The organism is Candidatus Poriferisodalis sp. (assembly GCF_965208485.1).
Classification (GTDB): domain Bacteria; phylum Actinomycetota; class Acidimicrobiia; order Acidimicrobiales; family Poriferisodalaceae; genus Poriferisodalis.
Genome location: NZ_OZ242344.1, coordinates 2,309,496 through 2,330,318 on the forward strand (window position 1 = coordinate 2,309,496; position 20,823 = coordinate 2,330,318).

Below are 20,823 nucleotides of genomic sequence, written 5' to 3' on the forward strand. Positions count from 1 at the left end.
CCCTGCCGTCATGCTGGCGCGGCTGCAGGTATCCGCGCCGGGGCCTCGCCGAACGAATCTGGCACAGTGCATATCATGGCATGACATCAGTTAGCTCTTGGGTTGTTTGGGCGGTGGGTCGTCCTCTATGGCGATCCGTGCGGCCGAGTGGCCCGTGACCGAGGTATCGGCTTCGTACTGTTCTGCGATCTCGGCGTCGAGTTGCCGGTAGAAGCGAGTCCAGCTGGAGCGGATGGGCTCCGCTGCCGCGGCCGGAACTGCCTTGCGCAGGACGACGACGGTGCCTGCGGCTTTGTCGTGCATGCCGATGCTGTCACCGCGACGCAGCCGACCGGCGAGGCACAGCACGCCTGACATGAACGGCAGACCCGCGACAACGCCGTAGAAGACAGCGTTCATCAGCACCCAGGCAAACATGTCGTCAGAGAACGGCGTCTCGCGGCCTCCGTCGAAGAAGGAGAAGATGTCGCCGCTGCGGCCGCCGTAGTCGTCGGTCAGCAGCGCGGCGAGCGCTTCCCATGAGAGCCACAGCAGCGCCAGCCCCGACACGACCGGTACCGCCCAGCGCACCAGCGCTTGACCGAACGACGGTGTCTTTGCGGGATCGGCCTGCTGCCGCACGCTGATGCCGAACATCAGCTTGCCCAACGTGCAACCCCACCGGACTACGACAAGCGGCTCGTAAACCACTAGCACGAGAGCCAAGATGCATGTCACCGCTACCCACGCGGGCTCTGGAGGGTCATTGCGCTGCCCGGATCCGATGAACCCGTGATAAGCGATATAGACCGCCGCGAGCTCAAGGTACGCGAGCGGGAGTCGCAGCAGTGTGTCGACGCATCTGGCGCCGAGCCGTCTGCCCAGCCCCGCCGCGACGAAGGACTCAACCGAGTCCAGGTCGTCGGGCAACGCGACTTCTGATGCAGCCGTGCCGCTGGGACTCGGATTTGTCACGGCACGCCGCCTGATTCGCAGCCTGTTGTGGTGCTGGCGCGGCTGCAGGTGTCCGTGCCGTCGCCCCCGTCGAGGTGGTCGGTGCCGTTGCCACCGTCAAGGGTGTCCGCATCGATGCCACCCCACAGCCGATCGTCTCCAACTCCGCCGCGCAAGGTGTCCGCACCCGGTCCGCCGTGGAGTTCGTCGTCGTGGCCTCCCCCCTCGAGAATGTCCGCCCCGGGGCCGCCCCACAGTGTGTCGTTCTGGGTGTTGCCGTCGAGGCGGTCGCTGCCCGTGCCGCCATAGAGGCTGTCCGCTCCGGCCCCTCCGATGAGACTGTCGTTGTCGGCGTTGCCCCAGATGGTGTCGTTGCCGTTGCCGCCTCGCAGCACGTCTACGCCCGGTCCGCCCCAGATGACGTCGTTGCCGGCGTGCCCGTCGAGTGTGTCGTCTCCGGGACCGCCCCAGATCAGATCGTTCCCGCCGCCGCCGGTGATGGTGTCGCCTCCTGGGCCGCCGTCGAGCCGGTCAGTGCCCGAGTTCGCGACCAGCGTGTCGTCGCCGGGTCCTCCCCGGATCGTGTCGTTGCCTGGGCCGCCGTCGAGTGTGTCTGCCCCGAGGCCGCCCCACACGGTGTCGTCGCCGTCGCCCGCGTTGATGTCATCGTCGCCGGGACCGCCGATGATGACGTCGTTGCCGCCGATGCCGCGGATGTTGTCGTCACCCGCGAGACCGCAGATCACGTCGTCGCCGGGGGTTCCCCGAATGATGTCGTTCCCCGACGTGCCGACAATCGTGCAGCCGGTCGTGCCGATCATCACCGTCACCTCAGCGGTGGCGCAGTTGCCCAACGAGTCGCACACCTCATAGTAGAACGAATCAGTGCCCCCGAGGGCTGCTGCGGTGTAACCGGCCACGGCGCGGCCGTCGGAGTCATCAGCGACGACGGCTGCCCCGTCGACCGGCGCCGTGATGATGCTCAGCGTGGCAGGGTCGAGGTCCTCGTTGGGATCATGATCGTTGCCGAGCACATCGATCTCGACCGTCTCGGACACGTTGACCCACACCCAGTCAGGCTCCGGCTCAGGGCCCGCCTGAGCAATCGTCACCGACGGCGAGAGGATCATCTCGTAGTCATCGTCCACGACGGTGTCGGCCGTGTCGAGGCTGTACACCGAGTCCATCCCCGAACCGCCATAGACCGTGTCCACACCCGTGCCGGCGACGACGCGATCGTCACCGCCGTTGCCGTAGACCGTGTCCGCGCCAGCACCGCCATAGATCCACTCCACACCGGCACCACCGAGGATGACATCGTCGCCGCCCTTGCCGTCGACGATGTGAAACGCCCGCCAGTCATCACGATCAGGGACACAGATCACATCGTCACCCGCGGTGCCCTCGATCAACGTCACACCATCGACGCCAGTGACGGTGCAGCCCGCGTCCACGGTGATCGTGAGTTCGGCGCGGTCACCGAATCCCCAGCCGTCGTACACCACGTAGGAAGTCTCAATAGAGCCCCAGAATCCCGGTTCGGGATTGAACGTCACAACGCCGGTCGCAGCGTCGACGCTGAACGTGCCGCTGTCGACCGGTCGAACAGCGACCGAGCCCGGATCCAGCACACCGTCGGTAGATGCTGCGTCGTTGGCGAGCACCGCGACCTGCGCCGCCGCGCCACGCGTGGTGGCAGCAGTGTCCGCTGCCGCGCAAGGCGCCGTGCCCGGATATGCGACCAGCGGCTCAGTCATCAACAACGTGTGCGTGCCGCCTTCGGCGTTGCCGCCCGTCGCACGTGCGGCATAGGCGCGCGGCGCGGGGTCATCGCTCGCGGCAGGCGGTGTGGGCATCGTCCAAACGGCCTCGATGTCGCCGTTGGCGTCCGCTGTGGCTGCGTTGATCGACGGGGCAGTCACTGTCGCATCGCCCAGCGACATGCCCGCTGTGGAGAACGTCACCGACGCGCCCGCAGCGAATCCGCTGCCTCTCAAGGTGACCTGCTCGCCCGCCGACATGAACTCAGCGCCGCAGCCCGAGCCGGCCGCTGCACGACGGACCAGCAGTGGTCCAGCAGAGTCCGTCGACGGCGTATCGCGAGCCTCGGCCGAGCTGTCCTCCGTCGCTCCTTGGCCGGGCACGGCCTTTGTGTTCGCGTCCTGAGCCGTCGGCACGTCGGATGCAGCGCCGGGGGGCGCCGACGAGGACGATCCTCTGCCGCCTCCCGTCTGCGGTGACGGGTTCGACGGCAGCCCCGCCTCGTTCAGCACTGCACCGGGCCGCCGAACAGCATCACGGATGTACTGCTCCAGCACCGCCGCATAGGCACGATGCCCCGCCACCGTCGGATGAAACGAACCATCCGACGTGCCGTTGTCGCTCTGCACGTCGGGCACGAAGCCGCGAATCCACGGCTCAGAGCTGCACGGCGAATGTCGCCCCCAGCCCGCCAGCTGACCGGACACCGAGACCGCACCGGTGGCATTCACAAAATAGACCCCTGCAGCCTCAGCAGCCCGACGGATCTTCGAATTCAGCTCGTCGGCAGTGTTCCGCAAGAACACCGCCTCGCTCGCCTCCAGATTCAAACTGTCACTGAACAGAAACGCGGCCAAGTCAGACAAGATTCCGCGCCATCCGGGTACTGCGTGATAGTTCTGGTTGGCGCGAAACGCCTCGCAGTCATCGCCCTCGATCGACCCCACGTAGTCCACGACCATGTCGACGCAGCGCTGCGACAGCCCTGCTCTCTCCAAGAACAATGTGTTACGAGTTGACTCGTAGTCGCCGATCACCTCAGGAGTGGCATCGGTGCACTCGTCCAGAATCGGCGTCAGATACGGATAGCCCAGCACGAACACCGACGCATTGGGAGCCGCTGCTTTGAGCACTTGAAGGACTGGCCTGAGGCGCTGTTCAATCACTAGGAAATCAAGTGGCAAATCGCCCGGCCCGCAACCCGCCGCACTGCCGAGGCCGACGCACGCTACGAGCACGTCGCCGAAGCCCGCGTCGTTGCCGCCGATGGTGATCGTGACCATGTCCACATCGCTCATGTCCTGAGCACTCGCGAGCGACACGGCTTGACGCGGCTCCCATCCCGTTTCACCCACCGCGGGCGCGCTTCCCGACGGACGGCGGGAATCGATCAGATCCGGACGGACACTGTCGTTGTCCGGATCAACGGGCTCGTACACATTGGCCGCCTTTGCGCCGGTGCACGCGAAGGTGTCGAAGCTGACATCAATGCCGAGCGCGGCGTCGCCGAGGAACTCGTTCTTGAGCACCACCGGATAGGCGAGGCTCCAGCGGCGGCAGCTCTCACCCGCGGGATTGTCGGTCAAGTACTCGCCGGCGAAGCCGGGCGCATCGCCGCGGCCGGATTCGCCTGAGGAATACGAGTCGCCCAAGGCGACGTAGTTGATGGCCTTGGCAATGGCTATATCGAAGGCTGCTGCGGGTTCGTAGCTGGGCAGCGCGGGATCGTCGTCGTGGATGCCGTCGGCGTTGCGGTCGATGTACAGCAGCAACGTGTCTCGACCGCGTCGTAATGCATCGGCTGCATTGGCAGGCACTTGGTAGCGCACTATGAGCTGCCCGTCCGCGTCGGTGACACAGCTGCTGGAGTACCCCGGATCGGAGACAAGCTCCGTGGGCGGCGCCAGGCACATGACTTCGGCATCGACGCTGGGGCCTCGAGTGACAACGCCACCTATGGGTGCGTTCGCGATCGGCGCGATAATCGGAATCGGTTCAGCGCCGCCGCGGAAAATGAACGCCCCAGTGGCACGGCTCAGCTCGAGCGCCAGTTCGGCCTGATGTCCCGCCCGGCTGACTGGGTCGCTGCCATCGAGCACCCGGATGTCAAAGTCGTCGAGTCTGCGCGGAATCGACACGGTGCCGTCCGCTTCGGCCATCTCGGGCAGGCTGCCTTGGCACACCCGCACGTCGTGCCAGATGTCGTCGTGAACGTCGCTGGGCGGCCAGTCGTCGGTACGGAATAGTCCATGGTCGGCGCACTCGATGTCGACCGTTGCGCTGAGAGTTCCTTGGGCGCCGGTCCAGTTGCCAGACTCGACAGCAGCATCGGGCCCGAAGATCACCCACACCGTCTGGCTGGGGCAACCGAGCTGCTGCACATCTTCATCTCCGCGGCCGACGACGAGATCCGGCCCGGTGCGACCGGCAAGCCCTTGCCGGGGTGGGAAGCGATGATCTTCGACGCCGATGGCGGTGCAGTGCCGGACGGCCAGCCCGGGCTGCTCGCCGTGCGGGGCCCGATCGGCTGCCGCTACCTCGACGACGACCGCCAGACCGCCTACGTGCGCAACGGCTGGAACTTCACCGGCGACGTCTATGTCCGCGATGCCGATGGCTACTTCTGGTACCAGGCCCGCGCCGACGACATGATCATCAGCTCCGGGTACAACATCGCCGCCCCAGAGGTCGAAGAGGCCCTGCTGATGCACCCCGCCGTCGCAGAGGCGGGCGTGACCGGCACACCTGACCCTGACCGGGGGATGGTCGTGCACGCCTTCGTCCACCTAAGAGGCCGCGCGGATAGGCGGCCGTCCACGGGTCGTCTGGTTCGCCGGTGTATTGGTCGGGTTGTCCTGAACTTGACGACCGTGGAGGCCGGTTTCATCATGCGCGCTTTGAGCAAGGTGGTGGTGGATGTCATCTGGGCTGCGGTCGAGCCGCGGTTGGCTCGTCCCCGGTCGCATCCGCTGGGCTGTCACCGGCCTCGGATATCGGATCGGCTGTGCCTGCGGGGGATCATCATCAGGCTGGTGACGGGCTGCTCGTGGGAGTCCGTTGAGCACCTGTTGGACGGCGAGGTGTCTGACACGACGCTGCGGTCGCGCCGCGACGAATGGGTCGCCGCCGGGGTGTTCGATCACATCGCGGCCGAGGCGATCGCCGCGTGGGACCGCATCATGGGCCTGCGGCTCGCCGATCTGTGCGTCGACGGCTCGGTCCACAAGGCCCCTTGCGGCGGGGCGGGGACTGGCAAAAGCCCTGTTGACAGGCGGAAACTGGGCTGGAAGTGGTCGCTGGCGACCGACGCGGCGGGCACCCCGGTCGCGTGGGCCGCCGACGGCGCGAACCGCAACGACATCATGCTGTTCGAGCCCACCCTCGCCGAGATCGAACGCCGAGGCCTGCACCACGACATCGAAACCGTCCATCTCGACCGCGGCTACATCGGCGCCCGCGTCGACCGGGCCGTCCACAAAGCAGGCATCGCCGACATCGAGCGGCCCGCCAAGCGGCCCCCCACAACCACAGACCCCAAACCGGCCGCCGCCCCCATGGGGCTGCGCTGGACAGTGGAGCGCACCAACTCCTGGCTGTCCAACTACGGGCAGCTACGACGCAACACCGACCGCAAACCCCAGCACCGCCTCGCCCAACTCGCCCTCGCCATAACGCTCATCATCGTCATCAAACTCATCGACCACCGCAACCGCTGGCAGCCCACCGAACCACCTATCCGCTGACGCTCTTACGGTGCCAACCAAGTCCATGCCGAGCTTGTGCTGGGCCGTGGCATCGCGGTGTGCCGCCAGACCGTCGAGACGCTCATGCGCCGGGCGGGCCTGCGGGGTGTGTCGGGGCGGCCCAGGTTCCGCAAGGTCCCCAACGTGGCGACGGCAGCCGATCTCGTGGACCGTGACTTCACCAGTCCTGCGCCGGATCGGCTGTGGGTGACCGACATCACCGAGCACCCCACCCGCCGAAGCCTTCGACGACCACCTACGCCCCCTTCAACGAACCGGTGTTGCCTCCACCGATTGAATCCGGCTTGGCTGCCTCTGTCGGAATGGAAGATGATCCCTGCGGCGCGGCCCCCTCGTTCGGCGTCGGCCATGTCCAGGGCGCAGGACGCAACGACCACGGTCAATCGACTCCCCCGCACGGCCGATTCAGCACGCTGCATGTCGGACCAGGCCACGCGTGCGCACAGCGCCTCGACCGCACCATCGTCCGCTGGGGCGACACCGCCCGCGGCGAAGCCGCCCTGCCCCAAGGGCGACTCGCATCCATCGAATACGGCAAAGGCTTCGGATGCGGGCTCCGAGACAACGACACGATCGTCCGCTGGGGAGCCGACGACCACGGCCAAGCCACACCACCGCATGAAACCCCCGCCGCCGATGAGAACGATGGTTGACGACGACCGTCGTGTGATCGCCGCCGCAGCGCAGCGAGACGAACAATGGACGCACCCGCTTCACGGAGTACCCGGATCGCATCTGTCGCCGACCCCACCGCGCAGCCAGCAGTCCGCGCTCATCGCGCTTGCGATCTCGGGCGACGATCAATCGTGACTCCAACGCGCACGCCCTGCTGTGGTCGCAGTATCCGTTGTGGCGAACTGGGTTGGCGGCCGCCTGATGCCCGCTGCCGATGTGAGCCGCCTACAGACGCCGGTAGCGGTAGTGCTGCCGCTCGACGGCCTGCTCCACGTCGAGCTGTCCGGACGTCTCGAGATGCCACAGCGCACCCGCTACAAGGTCGGCCGAGCCGTCTTCGTTGGACGGAAACAGCCGCTGGCGAACCCGCAGTGCCGTGAGCGTGTCGCCGCCGATGGCGTCGAGAACCGCCGTTTCGAGATGGGCAGCGCCGATGAGTGCCTGTTGTACCGGTTGCATTGCGCAGAACTTACGTGGACGGCGGCATTGCCGAGGCCGGTTTCGGGCGTGACGACAGTGGTGCTCACAGGCAGCGAGGCTCGCCGCCCGGGTGCTGGATCCGCGTGGTGTCCGCGATTACATCTCCCAGCCAGCCTCGTTGCCGCTCGTGCAGCGCCTCGCCCGGGAAGACCTCGCCGACGAGGGCGTCGATGTTCTTGACGGTGCGGATGCCGGTTACGTCCATCAGGATCCTGACGTCGGAGATGTCGGTGATGCGCGCTGCGCGGGCTCTCATCGCGAGCATCTGGGGGCCGATGCCGCAACGACTCGCAATGCCGGATGGTCGAACACGACCGGCCCTGTGCGCAGCTCGGCCGCTGGCATGTACACCGTGGCCTGCTCGTTGATCCACGTGGAGGTCCAGCCTCGCTCGGCTGCGATCTGGTGTGCGATGTCGATGACCTCCTGGTAGCCCGAGTTGATTGAGCTGTCGATGTCGACGGTCATCCGAACTGAGCCGTGCGCGGGCACCATCGCTGCCCCGCCGGCGACATACAGCTCGGCATGGACGCCTCGACACTTGAGGCGCTGCGCGAGTGCTTCCAGAGCGCCCACGATGTCGGCTGCGGACAGTCTCTGCATCGCTCACACGGCCGTCGGCTCGTTGGCCGGCAGCAACACGTTGCGCGCTCTGAACGCGGCGGGGGTCGTGCGGATCGTGCGGTCGGCGTCATACGGAAAGCAGCCTCCGGCGAACCACGGCCGCGCAAGTCGCCGTTTCGGCGACCGAGCCCATCTCGGAGAGTCCAGCCCGCACTGCTCGCACAGGTGCTCGACGAGCGCGGCCAAGAACGCGTCCCAGCGTTCGTCGACGCTGTCGGGTTCCGCAGCCACCAGGCGGCCGAGCTCGGCGCTGCTCGCGTGCTGGCACACAAGACCGAAGCCGTGCAGCAACAACCTCAGCCGGAACTCGTCGTCGCTGTTCTTGAGCGCCGGCACATAGTCGGCGAGCGCGTAGGGGACGACCTCTAGTGCTCATGACAGCCAGCCTGCGACTCGCACGGTAACCGCACCTTTCAGCCGGTCCAACACCCGACCACCGCGACGGGCCAGCTGCTGCGGGCCGACGGCACCGAACCATGAGGGCCGTCACGCTGCCTCGCCGACGGTGCCCGCGGCTCTTGGCCGCCGGTTGATCCAGTCCTGGATCTCGTCGTAGCGCCAGCGCACGGCCCGTTTGCCGATGCGCAGCGGCTCGGGGAAGTCGCCGTGGCGCAAGGCTCGGTAGATCGAGCTGGTCGACATTCCGGTGAGCCGTTCCACCTCGGCGCGGGGCAGCAGCAGTGGGGTCTGTGGTGGGTGCGGGGCGGGTTGCATGGCGGCACTGTCCCAGAAGGAGGCCGACACGGCACGACCCCGCACGACATGGGCCGATTTCCAGGTTGTCGCGGGCCAATCGGCGGCGTCGCGACAGGCTCGGCCGACAGCGAGGATGCCGCTGCGTTCGGGGTGCCTTACCGGCGCTTGCCGCTGCCGATGTCGATGACGGCCCCGCACTGCAGCCGCTGCCGGCGGTCCTCCACGGTGTGCCGCCGGTGGGCTGCTCGGAACAGCAGCGGCACGAATATCAGCGGATAGGCAGGATAACCGGCGAGGATCAGCAACTTGGCCTGCGGCACGTCGATGTCGGGCAGCAGCGACGAGTCAGCACCGATCACAACAGCGATGGTGACCAGCACGATCGCGAGAAACGAGGACGGCCAGCTCAGCTGGCACAGCTGCTGCTTCGCCCGGTTCTCAGCGACGGCGTCGTTGAGGCAGAACTCCTCAACTCCTGCGTCGCAGCGAGGATGGTGTCCGCAGGCGATGTCGGTCGCGGCCGAATTCGGCACCACGAACACCCGGGAACGCAGCGCCGCCGCGCCGAACGCGAATGCCAGCGCGAAGACCCCGTAGCCCACAATCAGGAACAGCGGCTCTGCGGTGATGTCCCGTGAGGAGCTCACCACCACGATTGCCCCTGACGCCACGATCGCGATGACGCCCAGCGAGCTCAGAACGACGACCTCGATGTGGTGAGCGAGCCCGTGAGCGAAGTCGCGGTGCTTCTCAAACGCAGCATCCGACACGCCCAGGACCTCCCGCTGCCACCGCCCGCCGGCGTCGCCGATCCGCTGCGCAGCGCCCGACAGCGGCCCGGCGCTAGCCGTGTCCCTGCCGACGCCCAGCGACCCAACCGCCGGATGACCAGGGCGGCGACAGCAGGCCCTCGAACGCGCCAGACCATCGCTTAGCGGCGGCGGCAGCTCGTCGCAGGAGCCGACGACGCCGACGATGTACCGGCTCGAGGACGGGCCACAGCAGCAGGAGTGGTTGCGGCTCGCTGTCGCGACAGGTGTCGCAGGCATCGCGACAGATCGGGTCGAGGTTGTCGATCCGGGGTACACACTTTTGCATTGAAATGCACCTCGACATGTTTCATATAGGAGACTTGACAGCAGTTGCGGGGTTGCAGGTAGGTTTCCCACATGGCCAAGTGCCACCGATCCCCCGCGATGCGACCAGTGCCCAAGCCGGCAGCCGAACCGCCCGCTCAGCCGGCGCTGTGGGACCCGACAGCCGCCGTCGAAGCGGTCGATCACACCGCCGATTCGGGCGCGGGCAGCGTCGAGAATGGACCCGCGCGGGCTGTGACATCGCACAGCAGCGATGACGCTCCGCAGCGCCCGACGCGGGTCTCGCCGCCGTCGACGACCGCTAAACGAACCGCGCGACCGGGCACCGCCCACCGGCAGGTGCTGCTGCGTGAGCAGGCCGAGCTGCTCGACCGCGTCGCCGAGCGGAGAGGCGAACTCGACGCTGCCCTCGAATCCGTTGAGACGGCGCGACGCGCCTGGCTGGACGCAGTCAAGACGGCCCGCTCCCGACACGTGATCATGGACTACATCGCCGACGCGTCGGGTGTCACACGCGCAGCGGTGTACCAGAACCTCGAACGCGAACAACCCACGCGCAACCGCTAGCCCCGGTTGCGTTCCCGGTGCCTACGCACCACTGACCGCGCGTGACAGGAGCACCAGCACTCAAATGCAAGCGCATGCGCCACCGCGCGACACCTCCAGCCCGACGTGCCGCGACACCAGCGTCATCCCGCCGTGACAGAGGACGCGACGGCTCGTCTGTCACGTGGTCTCGGCTGGACAGCGTCACAATGGGAGGTGTGGGCGTCGCGGCGCAAGCGTGCTCGGAAGATCGGTTGTCTTGAGGACGCTTCTTGGTCGTCTCGTTCGCGTTGACCGTTTGACAGTTGCTGTGGCGTTGATCATCGTCGTCGAGGCCGTGCTTGTCGTGGTGTTCTGGGATGATCTCGGCGGCGCTGAGGAAACGGTCAGTGCGACGTTGAGGAACGTCGGGTTGCTCGCTGCAGCGCCGATCGCGGTCGTCATGGCGCTGTCTCGGACGACGTCCGCGCGGCGTGCCGCGGACACCGGCCGGCAGCGGCTGCTGAACGAGCGATTTCAGCGGGCCGCCGAGATGTTGAGCAGCGACCTGTTGGTCAGCAGGCTCAGCGGTGCGCATGCGCTGACGTATCTGGCCCGTGAGGAACCAGAGGATTTCCACGTCGCGGCGATGTCGTTGCTGTGTGCGCTGATGCGGGACTCGCCGGGTCGGCCCGCCGCAGGGCGTCCGAGGAGGCGGCGCTCCGATGTCCCCGAGGATCTCAGGGTGGCGATGGAGGCCATCGGGTACCGGTTCACCAACGGGAGGCCCCACATTCATGACCCGGGCGTCTCTGAGGCCCCGAGCGAGGAGCAGAACCGGCTCGCTGTGCTTGAAGGGCTCTCGGGCTTCGTGCCGGATCTCTCCAGCGCGGACATTAGCTGGATCCGTCTGCGCGGCGCCGATCTCGCCAATGCCGTGCTCACCGGCGTGAACGCAGACCACGCCGACCTGTCCCACAGCAATCTCGACAGGATCGAGTTCGGCGACGGCTCGGCCCGCGGCGCAGTACTGGACGGTTCCAGCATGGAGAAAGCCGACTTCGCCGGCACCGACATGGCCGAAGTGCACGCGAACGACACGAACCTGGCCGAGGCGACTCTGGGGTCGTCGGCTTTCTCCGGGCAGTTCCGCGCCGCCGAGCTGTACGCGGCCACGATCATCGGCACCAACATGTCCCAAGCCGACATCAGCTGCGCGAACCTCAGCCGCGCCCGCCTCGAGCCGGCGCCCAAGTACCTCCTCGCGGCAGACGACGAGGACTTCAGGTTCCCCGACATCACCCAACAGCAACTCGACACAGCCATCGCCGCCGAGGGATTCGAGCCACGCATCGACTCCCGGATCACTGACCCCGAGACCGGTCGGCCCGTCGTTTGGCATCGCTCGAACCCCGTCTGCGGCCTCCTCGCCGAGTTCGAAGGCCCCAGACTGCGCAGATTCTCGACCACGTAGCGGTCGCTCGGCACCATCGTCTTGGAGTTCCTCGACCGAGCTCTCGCCGCCAGGAAGACGACAAAGAAGACGCAGTGACATCCGGCAGGAAGCGATCGAGTTCGCACTCGCGTGTCAGGTTGATTCCAGGCGCGCTGGGACATCGTCGGGCGCTGCATGCTTGATGGATATTTCTCCAATCGTTTCTGGTAAAGTTCTTCTATGAAATCCACGGATGTGCTGGTGGGGTTGCCGTCGGTGTTCGTCACGCGGGAATATGAGGCGGCTGCTGGGGTGCGGCCCTCGTCGGCCTCGCGTGCGCTGGGGGAGTTCGCGGCCGAGGGGTTGGTGAGCAAGATCCGGCGGGGGACCTGGCGGAACCTCACAGTCCCCCAGCCCACGGCGGATCAGTGGCTCGTCGACTCGGCCGCAGCGGTGTCGCATCACTGGAGCCCCGAATGGGAAGCGGAGCTCGAGGCCGTGTACGGCGGGGTGCCGCGTCGCATCTCGGGCCTGACGGCGTTCGCGATGGCAGGGATGCCGATCATGTGCCGACGCGAGGTCACCGTCGCAGCCTCAGCTGCACTCGACACCGACGCGCTCGGTTTCGTGTCCCGACGCGAGCGCCCGGCCACCGTGCTGGCCGGTGCCGCTCGGCTGACAGAGCGCACCTGGGTGTCGACGCCGGCGAGGGCCGTCCTCGAATGCACACAGCACCCTCATCGCTACCACCGCTACGAGGAGCACTTCGGGCGGATGATCGCGAACCGCTTCGACGTGTGCGCCGCCAGCGACGTCGCCGAGCTGGCACGCACGCTGGGCTGGAGCGCCGCGCTGCGCAGGCTTTCCTCGATAGCAGATGGCCTTGCCGCGTCGGCTGCGGGCCGCGAGCTCGGATTCGACATCGACCCGAGATGGGCGAGGCTGAACCGCTCCGCGAGACGCTGGGACCACTGGATCCACCTCGCTCCCGTGCGCCGCACCGACGACATCGCCCGACGCATGGCCCGTGACGACGCCCGCAAGGTGCACTGGGGCACCACGCCAGACGGCCTCGCCCAACAGATCTCCACATGAACACGCGCCCGGCCGCTCCGCACGCCTGGGAGCCGGCCGACCTCGTGCAGCACCAGATCGTGTCGGTCATCGCCTCACGCCAGCAGGACAGGCCGCGTGTGGTGTTCAAGGGCGGCACGCTGCTTCGCGTCTGCTACAGCCACGACTACAGATACTCCGAAGACTTGGACTTCGACTGGATACACCCCGACACCACCAAGGAATCCATCAGGCATTTCTTCGACGGCGTCGCCCGCCGGACACAGGACCGGTACAACACCAGCGTCACCACACGATGGGGCGCACAGAAGCTGCACCTGCAATGGCAGACACGCGACGGACAAGCCGGCGTGATCGACACCGACGTCAAGCGGCGCACCGCCCACGGCGTCGAGCCAGCCACCGCGCTGTGGCCGATTCTGCCGCGCCACGACAGCGTCGACACATCGCATCCGATCCTGGGATACACCCTCGAATCCGTCCTGGCCGCGAAGTTCGACTGCATCGCCAACCAGCAACGCCTCGCACCACGCGACTACTACGACCTCTTCCGCCTGCTCCAGGACCAGCGCATCGACCTCGACGAAGCGATCCGCGAATTCGCCCAGCGCCACAAGCTCCAAGCGCCCCATGTCCGGCCCGACGCAGACTGGTTCGAGATCATCTTCACAGGCGCACACCAGAACCTGGAAGAACTCACCCACAGATGGGAGGGCCTCCTCCAAACCGGCATGATCCCCGAACCGCACCACGACCTCGACCACCTGCTGGACACCATCACCGGCGCCGCACAAGAACCGATTCTCGCCTACACCGAGGCGCGGTCAGCGAGCAATATCCCGGCCAAACCCCGAAGACGCTCGCTAGGACGATGAACGCGAGCGCCAGCTTCGACGCATCAGACGCCTTCGACGCAGCCACCTTCTGAAGTGCAGCGGGAACGTCGGTGTAGTGCAGGGTCCGCTGGTGGTTCTTGAACTTCGGCATAGCGGGCAGCGCCCCGTTGATGACCTCGCCTGCTGGACTCAAGTCGAGCCATCCGCGAGCGGTGCCGTTATAGGAATTCAGAAGAATTCGAGACGCATCAAGATGCGGAGGGAGGGGGATTCGAACCCCCGGAGGCTTGCGCCTCAACGGTTTTCAAGACCGTCGCAATCGTCCGCTCTGCCACCCCTCCGCCGACCAACCTACCGATCCGGCTGATCGGCAGCGGCAGACGAGGGCTTCGCGGTCCGTGCCCGTGCAGCGGCTATCTTGAACCGGCGCATCTGCCGCTGCCGGCAGCCTGTGCATGGAGAGGTGGCCGAGTCAGGTTGAAGGCGCTTCCCTGCTAAGGAAGTAACTGCCGCAAGGTGGTTCGTGGGTTCGAATCCCACCCTCTCCGCACCTCGCCCGTCTCCCGATGTGATTCGACCTGTATGAGAAACCGGCTGCTGCGATTCGCCGCCTACGTCGCTGTCGGTGTGGTGACGGGACTCATCGTGGCGGCCGTCGCCGTGCTCACCGAGAAAATGCTGCTCGAGCGAGTGCTTCACCTGCCGCCTTGGCAACGGGCGATCGCACCAGCACTCGGTCTGTGGGGTGCCGTGCTGATGCTGCGCTGGGCCGATGCCGGGCGGCGGCTCGCACCCTCCACTTCCGAGGAATACATCCGCGCTTTCCACGACCGCACTCACCCGATGCGGTTCCGCGACCTGCCCGCTCGCCTGCTCGCGGGCGTCGTGACGGTCGGCTCGGGCGGCGCGGTCGGCCTCGAGGGCCCGTCCATCTACGCCGGGGCCACGGCCGGCAATGCGATCCAGCGGGTCGTCCGCCGTCTGTTCCGGGGCCGGGAGGGCTACGCGCTGCTGGTGGCCGGCGCTGCCGCAGGCGTCAGCGCCATCTTCCAGGCGCCCGCCACCGGTGTGCTGTTCGCTCTCGAGGCCCCCTACCGCAGCGACCTGGGCCGCAGGGCGCTGCTGCCAGCGCTGCTGTCGAGCGCCTCCAGCTACGTCGTGTACGTGCTCGTCACCGACTTCGGCGACCTTCCCTTCGAGATCGGCACCGAGATGGTGAGCGTGCAGTTCGGCCGCCAGGAACTGCTGGGAGCGGCTGTCGTCGGCGCCCTCTGCGGTCTCGCGGCGTCCGTGTTCTGCCGTGTGCTGGCCCTGGCCAAGCGGATTGGGGCCTCTGACCGGCCGTGGTGGATGATCGCGCTGTGCGCCGGGGGAGTCCTGGTGGGCCTCGCTGCGCTGTGCGAGGTGCTGTTCGATGCGCCGCTGTCGCTGGGTCCCACCGCCGAGGGGCAGCTCACCGACTGGGCGCTGAACCCCGAGGCGTCGCTGTGGCTGCTGGGCGCCCTGCTGGCAATCAGGATCGTGGCGACCTCGACGGTGCTGGCGGGCGGCGGCGTGGGCGGCGTGTTCATCCCGCTGGCGGTGTTCGGACTGATCGTCGGCCGCCTCGTGGGCGGATGGATCGAGCTGGGACCCGAGTCGCTGGCGTTCTTTCCCTTCATCGGCGTGGCCGCGTTCCTGGCGGCCGGCTATCGCACCCCGCTGGCCGGCGTGATGTTCGTGGCCGAATCCACCGGCGCGCCGCTGTTCGTCGTGCCGGCGCTGGTGGCCGTTGCCGTATCGCAAGTGCTGATCGGGAACGCCTCGGTCTCGCAGTACCAGCGAGACAGCCGCACCGGTCACCTCGAGCGCCGCCTGGAGTTGCCGGTCAACTCGGCGATGTCCACTGATGCGCCGACGGTGCGCTCGGACGCTCCGCTGTCCGACTTCGTGTGGGAAGTCGCGATGCCCCACAGGCAGCTGGAGGCCATCGTGGTCGGACCCGAGCGGGAATTCCTCGGCGTCATCCGGCTCAGCGACACTCGTGACGTGAATCGCAACGACTGGATGTCGGTCACATGCGGTGAGGTCATGACCGCAGACATCAACCCGGCCCGTCCATCGTGGACGCTGAGGGAGGTCACCGAGGCGATGGCCGACGCCGACGTCGAGCTGTACCCGGTGATCGACAGCGGCGGCCGGATCGCAGGCGTCGTCACCGAGAACGCGATCGTCAAGCTGGTGGACTTCCTCAACGAGACACAGGGCAACGGATGAAATGAATGGCGGCCTCGGCTTGCGCGAAGTCCAGGTGCTGGCAGCGGCCGTCGAGGTCCGCGTCTCGGGCGTCGAGCGCCGCCGTGAGCAGCGGCACCATGAACTGCGGTGTGAGGTCCAGGGTCACGCCCTGTTTGCCGGCGTTCAAGGCGCCGAACTGGGCCGAACTGGATGGAGGCATCAGGCCCTATGTCGCCCCGCAGGCCGCCACCGGCCCCTCGGGCGGCGTCGAAGCGAAGGGCCTTGGCCTCGGTGGTTGCGGCCACGCCCGTCGGACCCCTCGACGAGAGTCATCTCGGCGCCGAGCGAGCCCAGGATGGCGCAGCACATCGCGCCCCGGTGGTCGGTGAGATCAAGTATCCGGTATGGCTTCAGCATCGCCGCGAAGCTAACGCTCGCCGGCAGGACGGGTTGGCGCTTGAGGGGTCCAGCCGGTCGGGTCCGCTCCGGCAACGTCTTGGACCCTGCGACTAGGTTGCCGCCGGTGAGCATTCGAGGACAGGCTTTGGTCGCGGGTGTGTACGAGCATCCGGGACGCGAGCTGCCCGACCGCACGCTGCCGCAGGTCCATGCCGAGGTTGCGGCGGGAGCGCTCGCCGACGCCGGCCTGTCGCTCAGCGATGTCGACGCCTACTACTCGGCCGGCGATGCGCCGGGCTTCGGCGCATTGTCGATGGCGGAGTACCTCGGCCTCGACCTCACCTACATCGATGACACCGAGACCGGCGGTTCGGCATACCTCGTGCATGTTCAGCACGCCGCGGCAGCCATTGCCGCCGGCCAAGTGAACGTGGCGCTGATCACGCTGGCCGGCAAGCCCCGCACCGGCGGCGCCGGTCCTGGCGGCAGCGCTCGGTTCAGCTCGGCGCCGGAGGCGTCGTTCGAGAACCAGTTCGGCATGTCGGTGCCCGGCGGCTACGCGCTGGCCGCGGCTCGGCACATGCACGAGTTCGGCACTACCTCCGAGCAGCTCGCCGAAGTCAAGGTGGCCGCCTCGACCCATGCGCAGCACAACCCCAACGCCTTCCTCCAAGACGTCGTCACGGTGGACGAGGTGGTGTCCTCGCCGATGATCTCCGATCCGCTGCACCGGCTGGACTGCTGCGTCATCACCGACGGCGGGGGCGCCCTGGTGCTGGTCAGCGAAGCGGTGGCGGCGTCGCTCGACCGGCACTGCACCCCGGTGCTGGGCACGGGCACGTCGATCAAGCACACCTCGGGCGGGCGCATCGATCTGACCCACACCGGCGCCGTGCGCTCGGGCCCGCTGGCGTTCGCCGAAGCCGGCGTGACACCCGCCGACATCGACTACGTGTCCATCTATGACAGCTTCACCATCACCGTCCTGATGACGCTGGAGGACCTCGGGTTCTGCGCCAAGGGTGACGGCGGGCGCTTCGTGTCGGACGGCGCGCTGCAGTCGCCCGCCGGTGTGCTGCCGTTCAACACCGACGGCGGCGGCCTGTGCAACAACCACCCGGCCAACCGCGGCGGCATGACCAAGGTGGTCGAGGCTGTGCGGCAGCTGCGCGGCGAGGCTCATGCCGCCGTACAGGTGCCCGACTGCGAACTGGCCCTGGCGCACGGCACCGGAGGCAGCCTCGCCACCCGCATGGGCAGTGCCACGCTCGTTCTGGGCAGGTCGGCATGAGCGAACTGGGTCCGTCAGGGCTGCCCGTCCCGCCGCCGAACCCGAACCTCGAGACGCAGCGGTACTGGGACGCCACCGCCGAGGGCCGGCTGGAGCTGCCCCGCTGCGACGATTGCGATCACGTCGTGTGGTACCCGAGGGGACGCTGCGACCAGTGCGGCAGCACCTCGGTGACGTGGTTCGAGGCTTCTGGGCGAGGCACGGTGTACAGCTGCACGGTCACCCGGCGCATCCCCGGTTCGTGGCGCAAGGCCGCACCGTTCGTGCTGGCCTATGTCGAGCTCGACGAGGGTCCCCGCGTCGTGACCAACATCGTCGGCTGCGACCCCGAGACGGTTCATATCGGCCAAGCCGTTCAGGCGGTCTTCGACCCCACTCCCGACGGCCCCGCCCTGCTGCGCTTCACCCCGACCTGACGCTCACACCTCGACCATCAGGGTGACGGGACCGTCATTGGAACCTGGACAGGCGCTACCGAGTCGCTCGACCATCGCTTCGGGCAGGTTGCTGTGTGGCGCGGACACGGCGAAGGCGCTGGCAACGCCCGACTTGAGCAGGCGGGAGCAACCGCCGTCACAGACATCGCAGATGTGGATGCACTGCTGGATGAACCCTTCGCATTCCCGCCAGCCGACACCCACCGCGGCCACGCCGAGCCGTCGGCGCTTGGCGGGCAAGGAACGCTGTTCGAGGCACTCGCTAGCACGGGCTGAGACACATGGGTGTCCGCAGGTGCCGCTGAACGCGCCTGTGCTCATGGTGAGGGTGCCTGCCGCGGGCACGGAGACTCAGCCAGCCGCGATTTCCGCGATGAGCGCCAGCACGGCGTCGGAGGTCTGGCGGTCCTGCTCGATCCGGTCCGCTGTCGAGTAGGTGATCTTGCGGGCGATGCGCACGCCGCTGTCGCTGACCGCCGCGATGTGCGCCCGGTCCTCACCGCGTCGAGGCGGATCGGTCGCGAGCGCGGCCGTGCATGAGATGCCCGCCAGCGGCCACGGCTCGGTGCCCGGCTTGGGTGTCGAGACCAGGTGCTGCGCCCGCGCCAGGCAGCCGTCGGCCATGGCCAAGGCGGCCTCATCGGACACGTGCGGCTCCAGCTCCGAGTCCATCAGCTCATACAGCGACCTCACCGAATAGGGGACCGACGCCTCGAGGATCGTGCGGGAGCCGCCCGGCACCGTCAGCAGGTCGCTCACCGCCAGCATCCCGCCGCCGGTGACCGCCAGCACAATCCGCAACGGCGAATCGTGGATCGCCCGGATCGCCGCCAGCCTTTCGTCAGGTGTCATGTTCACGCCTCGTTGTGTCCCGCGTTGCCCGCCGTGCCTGCAATCCGGCTTGTTCGTTCGAAACGGAGCCGCAATCGCTGAGTCAAGCGCCGAGTATTGCTGGCAGCCGTCGCATTCGACACCGCGCAGCAACGAACAATTGTCACACCCCTCCTCGAGGATGCCGAGTGACAGACGGGCAGCACGTCCGTCACTGCGCGGGAGGTGTCGTATGCGAGCATTCGGAGCGATGGCAGCGACTTCGGGTGAGGTGCCGCTTGCCGATGCGGGCAAGGTCGGCATCGACGATGAGCAGTCCCTGTGCGCCGCAGCGTGGATGCTGGCGTGCGATGGTGCGCTCAGCGATCTGAGCGAGGCCGAAAGGTCGCTGGTCAGCTCGACGGCAGAAACGCTGTCGCCGAGACTGCTGGACTCCTTGCAGGCGGCGGTCCGTGCGGGCGGCGACCCGCTGGGCACGGCCTTCCTGCGACTGCGTTCGGCCGAACGCCGTCGTGGGCAGGGCGCGACGTACACGCCGGCCGCGCTGGTGAAGCCGATGTGCGATTGGCTGGCCGGCTACGGGCAGCCGGGGCGCGTGGTCGACCCGGGCGCGGGCTCAGGGCGGTTCCTGTGTGCGGTCGGGCCATTGCTGCCCGCGGCGGAGTTGACGGCCGTCGAACTCGATCCGCTCGCAGCTCTGACCGCCCGCGCCAACTTGACGGTCCTGGGTCTCGACAGGCGATCACAGGTGCACGTCTGCGACTACCGCTCGCTGCGGCTGCAGCCGGCGCACGGTCCAACAGCCTTCATCGGCAACCCGCCGTACGTACGTCACCACGGCATCTCGCCGGAATGGAAAGACTGGCTTCGTCGACGCGCAGCTGAGTTGGGTCTGAAGGCGTCGGCGCTTTCGGGGCTGCACGTTCACTTCCTGCTCGCGACTGCGCATCTGGCGCATGCGGGTGACTACGGCGTGTTCGTCACATCGTCCGAATGGCTGGATGTCGGCTACGGACACCTCGCTCGCGAACTGGTCGCTGGGCCCTTGGGCGGTCTGTCAGTGCACATCTTGGATGCCCGAGCACCTGCCTTCGCCGACGCCATGACCACGGCGACCGTGACAGCGTTCGAAATCGGCCAGCAACAGCGCCCGATCCGGATACGCAAGGTCGCCTCGGCCGACGGCCTGCAAGATCTGCGCGGCGGCACATCAATCGGTCGAGAACGGCTGCGTTCAACGTCGCGCTGGTCATCGCTGCTGGTGCCGCACGTCTCGGTGCCAAGCGAGTTCGTGCCGCTCGGGGAGATGTGCCGCGTTCACCGTGGGACGGCCACTGGTGCGAATGCAGTGTGGGTGACCGACCAAGACGATCCGCGGCTTCCCGCAGAGGTGCTCAGGCCGACGGTGACCAAGGCGTCGGAGCTCTTCGGCCTCGAGTCGGCGGTTCTCAGCGACGACCGTGCTTTGCGGGCGGTCATCGATCTGCCTGCCGACCTGGACGTGTTCGAAAGAGACGACCGAGCGATGGTCGATGCGTTTCTGCGCGCAGCACGCAGCGCCGGGGTTGCCCCCCGCCCCCGTGCGCGCCTCGATCACAGCGCGCTCATCGCGTGACAGCCTCGCTGCCATACTGGACACCTCCACTGGTGGTTGCAGTACTCCAAGACCGGCCATCATGACCGATCACTCGCAACCACCAGTGGAGTTCGCCGGCCATGAGACAGCGGACCCGGTTCTTCGCCGCGGT

22 protein-coding genes, 2 tRNA genes and 1 pseudogene are annotated in these 20,823 nt (G+C 67.4%); 13 read left to right on the forward strand and 12 right to left on the reverse strand.

Annotation, left to right across the window (positions count from 1 at the left end; translation table 11 throughout):
• Nucleotides 1–90: 90 nt before the first annotated feature.
• Together ACOGXQ_RS10800 and ACOGXQ_RS10805 are read right to left on the reverse strand one after the other, a co-directional pair.
• Nucleotides 91–954 (reverse strand): RDD family protein, encoded by an 864-nt coding sequence (locus ACOGXQ_RS10800; RefSeq protein ID WP_419943686.1) that lies wholly within the window; start codon nt 952–954, stop codon nt 91–93.
• The gene (locus ACOGXQ_RS10805; RefSeq protein ID WP_419943687.1) at nt 951–5,039 is read right to left on the reverse strand and encodes an Ig-like domain-containing protein; all 4,089 of its coding nucleotides are present in this window, start codon (nt 5,037–5,039) and stop codon (nt 951–953) included. The genes ACOGXQ_RS10800 and ACOGXQ_RS10805 overlap by 4 nt, the downstream gene beginning before the upstream one ends.
• 15 nt (nt 5,040–5,054) lie before the next feature.
• On the opposite strand from ACOGXQ_RS10805, the pseudogene ACOGXQ_RS10810 reads away from it, so the two are divergent.
• The 4 genes and pseudogenes from ACOGXQ_RS10810 to ACOGXQ_RS10825 all read left to right on the forward strand — a co-directional run.
• A pseudogene (locus tag ACOGXQ_RS10810) lies at nt 5,055–5,501 on the forward strand (AMP-binding enzyme); the annotation flags it as partial.
• Nucleotides 5,502–5,582: 81 nt separating this feature from the next.
• Nucleotides 5,583–6,437, forward strand: coding sequence for an IS5 family transposase (locus ACOGXQ_RS10815; protein WP_419947377.1), 855 nt, complete (start codon nt 5,583–5,585; stop codon nt 6,435–6,437).
• A 323-nt stretch (nt 6,438–6,760) separates the two neighbouring features.
• A complete protein-coding gene (locus ACOGXQ_RS10820; RefSeq protein ID WP_419943688.1) occupies nt 6,761–7,111 on the forward strand; it encodes a hypothetical protein in 351 nt (116 codons plus the stop codon).
• Entirely contained in the window at nt 7,104–7,268 is a 165-nt protein-coding gene (locus ACOGXQ_RS10825; protein WP_419943689.1) for a hypothetical protein, read from the forward strand. The genes ACOGXQ_RS10820 and ACOGXQ_RS10825 overlap by 8 nt, the downstream gene beginning before the upstream one ends.
• A 90-nt stretch (nt 7,269–7,358) precedes the next feature.
• On the opposite strand, the gene ACOGXQ_RS10830 is transcribed toward ACOGXQ_RS10825, so the two are convergent.
• The 6 genes from ACOGXQ_RS10830 to ACOGXQ_RS10855 form a co-directional block, all read right to left on the reverse strand.
• Nucleotides 7,359–7,592, reverse strand: coding sequence for a hypothetical protein (locus tag ACOGXQ_RS10830; protein WP_419943690.1), 234 nt, complete (start codon nt 7,590–7,592; stop codon nt 7,359–7,361).
• Nucleotides 7,593–7,656: 64 nt separating this feature from the next.
• Nucleotides 7,657–7,869, reverse strand: a complete 213-nt coding sequence (locus ACOGXQ_RS10835; protein ID WP_419943691.1) for a hypothetical protein — start codon at nt 7,867–7,869, stop codon at nt 7,657–7,659.
• Complete coding sequence (locus ACOGXQ_RS10840; RefSeq protein WP_419943692.1) at nt 7,866–8,216, reverse strand: hypothetical protein; 351 nt, start codon at nt 8,214–8,216, stop codon at nt 7,866–7,868. Before ACOGXQ_RS10840 ends, ACOGXQ_RS10835 begins: the two co-directional genes overlap by 4 nt.
• A gap of 3 nt (nt 8,217–8,219) precedes the next feature.
• Nucleotides 8,220–8,573, reverse strand: coding sequence for a hypothetical protein (locus ACOGXQ_RS10845; protein ID WP_419943693.1), 354 nt, complete (start codon nt 8,571–8,573; stop codon nt 8,220–8,222).
• Nucleotides 8,574–8,723: 150 nt separating this feature from the next.
• On the reverse strand, nt 8,724–8,951 hold the full coding sequence (locus ACOGXQ_RS10850) for a helix-turn-helix transcriptional regulator (RefSeq protein ID WP_419943694.1): 228 nt from the start codon (nt 8,949–8,951) through the stop codon (nt 8,724–8,726).
• Nucleotides 8,952–9,088: 137 nt separating this feature from the next.
• A complete protein-coding gene (locus tag ACOGXQ_RS10855; RefSeq protein WP_419943695.1) occupies nt 9,089–9,703 on the reverse strand; it encodes a hypothetical protein in 615 nt (204 codons plus the stop codon).
• A gap of 399 nt (nt 9,704–10,102) precedes the next feature.
• Between ACOGXQ_RS10855 and ACOGXQ_RS10860 the strand changes: the two genes are divergently transcribed.
• The 4 genes from ACOGXQ_RS10860 (at nt 10,103) to ACOGXQ_RS10875 (ending at nt 13,939) form a co-directional block, all read left to right on the forward strand.
• The gene (locus ACOGXQ_RS10860; RefSeq protein WP_419943696.1) at nt 10,103–10,597 is read left to right on the forward strand and encodes a hypothetical protein; all 495 of its coding nucleotides are present in this window, start codon (nt 10,103–10,105) and stop codon (nt 10,595–10,597) included.
• A gap of 289 nt (nt 10,598–10,886) precedes the next feature.
• Nucleotides 10,887–12,029 (forward strand): pentapeptide repeat-containing protein, encoded by a 1,143-nt coding sequence (locus tag ACOGXQ_RS10865; RefSeq protein WP_419943697.1) that lies wholly within the window; start codon nt 10,887–10,889, stop codon nt 12,027–12,029.
• Nucleotides 12,030–12,230: 201 nt separating this feature from the next.
• On the forward strand, nt 12,231–13,085 hold the full coding sequence (locus ACOGXQ_RS10870; RefSeq protein WP_419943698.1) for a hypothetical protein: 855 nt from the start codon (nt 12,231–12,233) through the stop codon (nt 13,083–13,085).
• The gene (locus tag ACOGXQ_RS10875; RefSeq protein ID WP_419943699.1) at nt 13,082–13,939 is read left to right on the forward strand and encodes a nucleotidyl transferase AbiEii/AbiGii toxin family protein; all 858 of its coding nucleotides are present in this window, start codon (nt 13,082–13,084) and stop codon (nt 13,937–13,939) included. Before ACOGXQ_RS10870 ends, ACOGXQ_RS10875 begins: the two co-directional genes overlap by 4 nt.
• Before the next feature lie 217 nt (nt 13,940–14,156).
• On the opposite strand, the gene ACOGXQ_RS10880 is transcribed toward ACOGXQ_RS10875, so the two are convergent.
• A tRNA-Ser gene (locus ACOGXQ_RS10880) sits at nt 14,157–14,241 on the reverse strand.
• Between the two features lie 116 nt (nt 14,242–14,357).
• On the opposite strand from ACOGXQ_RS10880, the gene ACOGXQ_RS10885 reads away from it, so the two are divergent.
• Both ACOGXQ_RS10885 and ACOGXQ_RS10890 read left to right on the forward strand, forming a co-directional pair.
• Nucleotides 14,358–14,448 (forward strand) — tRNA-Ser (locus ACOGXQ_RS10885).
• A 34-nt stretch (nt 14,449–14,482) separates the two neighbouring features.
• Nucleotides 14,483–16,156: a chloride channel protein gene (locus ACOGXQ_RS10890; protein WP_419943700.1), complete on the forward strand. Its 1,674-nt coding sequence runs from the start codon at nt 14,483–14,485 to the stop codon at nt 16,154–16,156.
• Here ACOGXQ_RS10890 and ACOGXQ_RS10895 read toward each other — a convergent pair.
• On the reverse strand, nt 16,131–16,337 hold the full coding sequence (locus tag ACOGXQ_RS10895; protein ID WP_419943701.1) for a hypothetical protein: 207 nt from the start codon (nt 16,335–16,337) through the stop codon (nt 16,131–16,133). The two genes, ACOGXQ_RS10890 and ACOGXQ_RS10895, sit on opposite strands and share 26 nt — an antisense overlap.
• Nucleotides 16,338–16,640: 303 nt before the next feature.
• Between ACOGXQ_RS10895 and ACOGXQ_RS10900 the strand changes: the two genes are divergently transcribed.
• Complete coding sequence (locus ACOGXQ_RS10900) at nt 16,641–17,807, forward strand: thiolase domain-containing protein (protein ID WP_419943702.1); 1,167 nt, start codon at nt 16,641–16,643, stop codon at nt 17,805–17,807.
• Nucleotides 17,804–18,223 (forward strand): Zn-ribbon domain-containing OB-fold protein, encoded by a 420-nt coding sequence (locus tag ACOGXQ_RS10905; protein ID WP_419943703.1) that lies wholly within the window; start codon nt 17,804–17,806, stop codon nt 18,221–18,223. The genes ACOGXQ_RS10900 and ACOGXQ_RS10905 overlap by 4 nt, the downstream gene beginning before the upstream one ends.
• Nucleotides 18,224–18,226: 3 nt before the next feature.
• On the opposite strand, the gene ACOGXQ_RS10910 is transcribed toward ACOGXQ_RS10905, so the two are convergent.
• Together ACOGXQ_RS10910 and ACOGXQ_RS10915 are read right to left on the reverse strand one after the other, a co-directional pair.
• On the reverse strand, nt 18,227–18,484 hold the full coding sequence (locus ACOGXQ_RS10910; protein WP_419943704.1) for a hypothetical protein: 258 nt from the start codon (nt 18,482–18,484) through the stop codon (nt 18,227–18,229).
• 111 nt (nt 18,485–18,595) lie between these two features.
• Entirely contained in the window at nt 18,596–19,096 is a 501-nt protein-coding gene (locus ACOGXQ_RS10915; protein WP_419943705.1) for a hypothetical protein, read from the reverse strand.
• A gap of 229 nt (nt 19,097–19,325) precedes the next feature.
• Between ACOGXQ_RS10915 and ACOGXQ_RS10920 the strand changes: the two genes are divergently transcribed.
• Nucleotides 19,326–20,690: a class I SAM-dependent methyltransferase gene (locus ACOGXQ_RS10920; RefSeq protein WP_419943706.1), complete on the forward strand. Its 1,365-nt coding sequence runs from the start codon at nt 19,326–19,328 to the stop codon at nt 20,688–20,690.
• The last annotated feature ends 133 nt before the right edge of the window (nt 20,691–20,823 follow it).